The sequence below is a fragment of the Ferroplasma sp. genome (genome assembly GCF_037442045.1).
Classification (GTDB): Archaea; Thermoplasmatota; Thermoplasmata; order Thermoplasmatales; family Thermoplasmataceae; genus Ferroplasma.
This window is the reverse complement of sequence record NZ_JBBIRC010000069.1, coordinates 1-4,429: the sequence shown is the minus strand read 5'-3', so window position 1 is coordinate 4,429 and position 4,429 is coordinate 1. Positions and strand designations below refer to the sequence as shown.

The window sequence follows — 4,429 nt, the reverse complement described above, 5'->3', positions numbered from 1 at the left end:
ACTTATAAGAGGTCCTTACATAAGGCTGTTAAATCCAATGATGGAAGGCACAACATGGAGAGAGTACTTAAACTCCCCATAAAATTATTTTTTTAATTATTATATTTTGTTCTATAATTTTTATAATTTAAATTAATTTTTTTATAAACCAGTATAAATTCAATATTAAAATATTTATTCGCAATTGAAATTTATTGTTATGAATTTTCATCCCGATAAAACTCTAGTGATAGTTTTTGATGCAGGATGGTATTCATATTACAATAATAATTCAACAGTAAACCAGAAGGCAAATTCATTAATAAGAATAACAGGTTCATTGGCAGTGTTTTTATCAGATTACTTTCATTGTATTCACCATTAAAAAACATGAGGGGAAATTTTTGTGAATAATAATTCAAAATTAGAGAAAATAATAAATCTATGAGTAAGATAATCGGGCATGAAAAAGGTAATTCTGTTGAGTTATGGAAGCCCGGAAAAAATTGAGGATGTTCCTGAATATCTGTCCGGCATCTTCGAAGGAAAACCGGTACCACAAAATATTTTAGATGAAAATATAAAAAAGTATAAAATGGTAAACGGCAAATCTCCATCAAATCAGATAATCAGTAACCTGATAAAAAAGCTTAAAAAATTGTTAAACAAATATGGGGATTTTGAAGTTGCTGAGGCTTATAAGCACTGGCATCCCGGTATTGAAGAGGTAGTATCATCACTGGATTCTGATTATGAAGAACTAATAGCATTGCCATTATTTGCATTTAAATCCAATAATATAAAAAAATCATATGAAATTCCATTAAAAAGAGGTTTAAATGGGAAAAATTTAAAATTAACATTTATAAATGGACTGGACCACAGCATACTGAGATCCATGTGGGTAAATGAAATCAGCAAATATGTTTATGATTTTGATAACTTTTTGTTTACTGCACACAGCCTTCCGCTTATAGATGATGAATCTGAATATATATCCTCACTTATGGATAACAGCAAAAAAATTTCTGATATGATGGGCATTGAAAAATATTATACCGCATTTTACAGCCAGGGGCATTATGGCAAATGGATCGAACCGTCTATATATTCTCTAATTGAACGATTCAAAAATGATAAGGTTGAAAACTTGCTTGTTTCTCCAATAGGATTCCTTTATGAACATTTAGAGATTCTTTTTGACCTTGATGTCAAATATAAGGAATTCCTTGAAACACATGGAATTGGATATGCAAGGGCAAAAACTCCTTCAGATGCCGATGGTATGGCAATACTTTTAAAAAATGCCATACTTGGCCTGAATGCAGAAAGTTAATTTAATAATTTTAACATATAAATTTAATTAAAAACTTAAATCTTTTTAAGCTTTATTGCATAACTGATTATGGAATCATACAACATTTTTTGTTATAACGCTTCTGATTATATAAAGGAAATAGCCAAAATTGGCACAAACAGCGACATACTGTTATACCACCGAAAAGATGGCGATATGGTAATGACATTTATTGAACCTGTAAAATATCCTGAAAAGGTATCGTCACTCACCGATTCTATATATCCTTCAGATATTGCAATTGTAAAAGTAAGTACCATTAATAAGGATCTTGGAGAAGTTATAGTTGCCCTTGATCTCATGGAAAAGAAAAATGGGATAATAATAGCAGGTGAAGAACAGAAACCAATAATTAAGAAAATTATAGAAAATACATCATTAAAGGATTATAAATTCTTTAATGGAAAGCCTATGGAATTGGTAGAGCAGATAAAATCAATGAAGATAATAAGGGATAAAAATAGCAACATGACAGTAATAGATCATTTCTTTAAAGTTAAGGGAGTAGGCACTGTGGCCCTTGGTTTTGTCCTTTCCGGAAGCATATCAAAACATCAGAAGCTGATACTTTCAGATCTTGATAAGGAGGTTGAAATCCGATCAATACAGATGAATGATGTGGATGTGGATACAGCTTCTGCTGGATCAAGAGTTGGCCTTGCATTAAAAAATGTAGAGCCTTCTGATATGGAAAGGGGCATGTTTTTATCAGATAAGCCATTTGAATATGCTGAAACAATAAAAGGGAAAGTAGTATTGCAAAGAAGCCTGAAAATGGATCTTGGCGATAATTTTGAGGTTTTTGTATCAGATATAATGAGATTCCAGAGGGGAAAATTTGAAAATGACCATATAATCCTTGATAAAAAAATACCGATTGTAAAGAATAAAGTTGCATTATCAAATAATAATATTGTGCCAAGAATTTTTGGAACTATCAATCTTTAATTTTTCTGCTTATCATTGATTCGGTTCCGATATCGTGCCTTATATAATAGTCGCCGGTTATATATTTTAGATTTCCTTCAACAATGTCCGATGCCTCATAAATAGTATCTGCAATACCTATAAGTGCAAGAGACCTGGATTTTGTAGTTGTAACTTTATTCAGTGTTCCCGATACAGACGAATAATAAACCTTAAAATTATCTGTTTCGATTCTATCTTTAATTGTTAATTCTGTTTCTCTTGGCTTTATTCCATATCCCGGTGGTACTATATATTTGAGCACTGTGGCCTTATTTATAAATTTTATATTGTTTTTTAAAGTTTCACTGTATATATCCAGAAAAATATCGACAATATTGGATTTTAGCAATGTTAATACATTTATGCTCTCCGGATCTGCAAATCTTGCATTTATTTCAATTACCTTGACGCCATGGTCTGTATTCATGAATTGGCCATAAATTACTCCCTTGAACGGATTATTATCTTCTTTCATTGCATTGACTATATGCTTGAGAATTTCTCTTGCTTCGTTTACAACATCTATTGAAAGAAATGGAAGTATAAAATTTTTATCTGATATTGAACCCATTCCACCTGTATTGGGGCCGAGATCGTTCTCGTATAGCCTTTTGTAGTCCTGCACCACAGGCATGCATGCAACAGTTTTGCTGTCTGTAAATGCCTGAATAGAGAATTCTTCTCCTATTTCCCTTTTTTCAATAAGGACTTTGCCATCACGATCTATAATTTCAGATGCATATTTCACTGCTTCGGCTGCATTGCTGAGCTGCAAACCCATTACTTTTACTCCCTTGCCGCCTGTAAGCCCAATTGGTTTTATAGCATATTCAAAATCATTGTTTTTAAAAAAATTTGATAATTCATCCTTACTGGATATTAATGTATTTTCAATATCTCCTTTAATTTTATATTTTTTCATTATATACCGCATGTATTCCTTTGAAGTTTCAATCATTGCAGCATTTTTTCCAGGTGAAGCAACAGGTATGTGGTTTTCTCTGAGTTTATCCACAAGATCGGTATCAAGGATATCATCAGGCCCAACAAAAGCCATATCTATTTTATTCTTATTTGCAAAATTAATAATTTCCTGAGAATTTTTTGTGTATTTCATTACACCGTTTGATAATCTAAGTATTGATGGATTCTCATTGGTCACAACTGAATAAAGTGTATCGGTTTCACTTATCTTTCTTGCAATTGCATCTTCTCTTCCTCCACTGCCTACCAGCAAGATATTCATTTTTCCTCTGACCGTAATGTCCTTTTGTTAATATTAAACTTGCGGTTAAATTCCGTTGTCACCTTATATTTATGGGTATTCCTGTATTTCCTTGCTGAAACCATGTCGCTTTTTTTCAGCTGGTCCAGATCTTCTTTATAATTATAGCCAAAATGTTCTCTCAGGTCTCCTGATATAACTTCTCCGGACCTTTTATATATATACGAAAGCATGTCAAGTTGCTTATCGGTGAACTCTTTTTCTATAAACGGATCTACAAGCTTGAGAAATTCCTCATTTAGCTTAATTTTGTAGCTGTTCCCAAACTGCCCTACTGTTAATGCACTGTTAATGTTTTCATAATCCCTTGAAATCTCTTTGATTGCTTTTGTAAACTCCTGCGTTGTAATATTCAAGGATTCAGCTATTTCTGATGCCTTTAAGGGATCCTTTGAAGCAAATAATATTGCTTCTATTTTTCTGGCAACATCGTTCATTGAGCTTATATATCAAATTTATGATTTAACTTTATCGCATAATATTGTGATTTGGTAGTGTAAGTAATTTGCTGTAAAATTGATAAGGCCCTGCACAATTTAGATTTAGGAGATGAAAAATATGCAGGACCAGTTTGAAATATTGAAAGAGTTAATAAATACTTTTCTGCTTGACAGACATCATGAAAAACTTTATTCAACCGCAGGTATATGACGATATGCCTGTGAGAATCGGAGAGAGGCGGTTCTTTTCTTGACCTTCGAGGTCGTTCTATAGATTGCCTCTCCTTCGACTCGATGTTGTACCATTAATAATGGTGGATAGAAGTTTGTCGAGCCATTCGATTCTGAAACTCACAGTAACCACTTAGGAGGTGATCAAGATAGTAATAGGTTTAGATG

The 4,429-nt window shown here is 32.5% G+C and carries 5 protein-coding genes; 3 read left to right on the top strand and 2 right to left on the bottom strand.

Annotated elements, in window-relative coordinates:
- Positions 1-199 precede the first annotated feature (199 nt).
- The 3 genes from WKI77_RS07250 to WKI77_RS07240 all read left to right on the top strand — a co-directional run bounded on the left by WKI77_RS07250 (position 200) and on the right by WKI77_RS07240 (position 2,284).
- The gene (locus tag WKI77_RS07250) at positions 200-364 is read left to right on the top strand and encodes a hypothetical protein (RefSeq protein ID WP_337861159.1); all 165 of its coding nucleotides are present in this window, start codon (positions 200-202) and stop codon (positions 362-364) included.
- Between the two features lie 78 nt (positions 365-442).
- Positions 443-1,315, top strand: a complete 873-nt coding sequence (locus WKI77_RS07245) for a ferrochelatase (protein ID WP_337861158.1) — start codon at positions 443-445, stop codon at positions 1,313-1,315.
- A gap of 69 nt (positions 1,316-1,384) precedes the next feature.
- Positions 1,385-2,284 carry an EF-Tu/IF-2/RF-3 family GTPase gene (locus tag WKI77_RS07240; RefSeq protein WP_337861157.1) on the top strand — a complete coding sequence of 300 codons (900 nt, stop codon included), beginning with the start codon at positions 1,385-1,387 and terminating at the stop codon, positions 2,282-2,284.
- Here WKI77_RS07240 and purD read toward each other — a convergent pair.
- Both purD and WKI77_RS07230 read right to left on the bottom strand, forming a co-directional pair.
- Positions 2,274-3,551, bottom strand: a complete 1,278-nt coding sequence (gene purD / locus WKI77_RS07235) for a phosphoribosylamine--glycine ligase (protein WP_337861156.1) — start codon at positions 3,549-3,551, stop codon at positions 2,274-2,276. The two genes, WKI77_RS07240 and purD, sit on opposite strands and share 11 nt — an antisense overlap.
- Positions 3,548-4,027 (bottom strand): SMC-Scp complex subunit ScpB, encoded by a 480-nt coding sequence (locus WKI77_RS07230; protein ID WP_337861155.1) that lies wholly within the window; start codon positions 4,025-4,027, stop codon positions 3,548-3,550. Before WKI77_RS07230 ends, purD begins: the two co-directional genes overlap by 4 nt.
- Positions 4,028-4,429: the final 402 nt, after the last annotated feature.

What these genes read in the sequence shown, in the direction of transcription:
- WKI77_RS07245 (WP_337861158.1), top strand. Translation starts at nt 443, where the DNA reads ATGAAAAAGGTAATTCTGTTGAGTTATGGAAGCCCGGAAAAAATTGAG.
- purD (WP_337861156.1), bottom strand. Translation starts at nt 3,551, where the DNA reads ATGAATATCTTGCTGGTAGGCAGTGGAGGAAGAGAAGATGCAATTGCA.
- WKI77_RS07230 (WP_337861155.1), bottom strand. Translation starts at nt 4,027, where the DNA reads ATGAACGATGTTGCCAGAAAAATAGAAGCAATATTATTTGCTTCAAAG.
- WKI77_RS07240 (WP_337861157.1), top strand. Translation starts at nt 1,385, where the DNA reads ATGGAATCATACAACATTTTTTGTTATAACGCTTCTGATTATATAAAG.
- WKI77_RS07250 (WP_337861159.1), top strand. Translation starts at nt 200, where the DNA reads ATGAATTTTCATCCCGATAAAACTCTAGTGATAGTTTTTGATGCAGGA.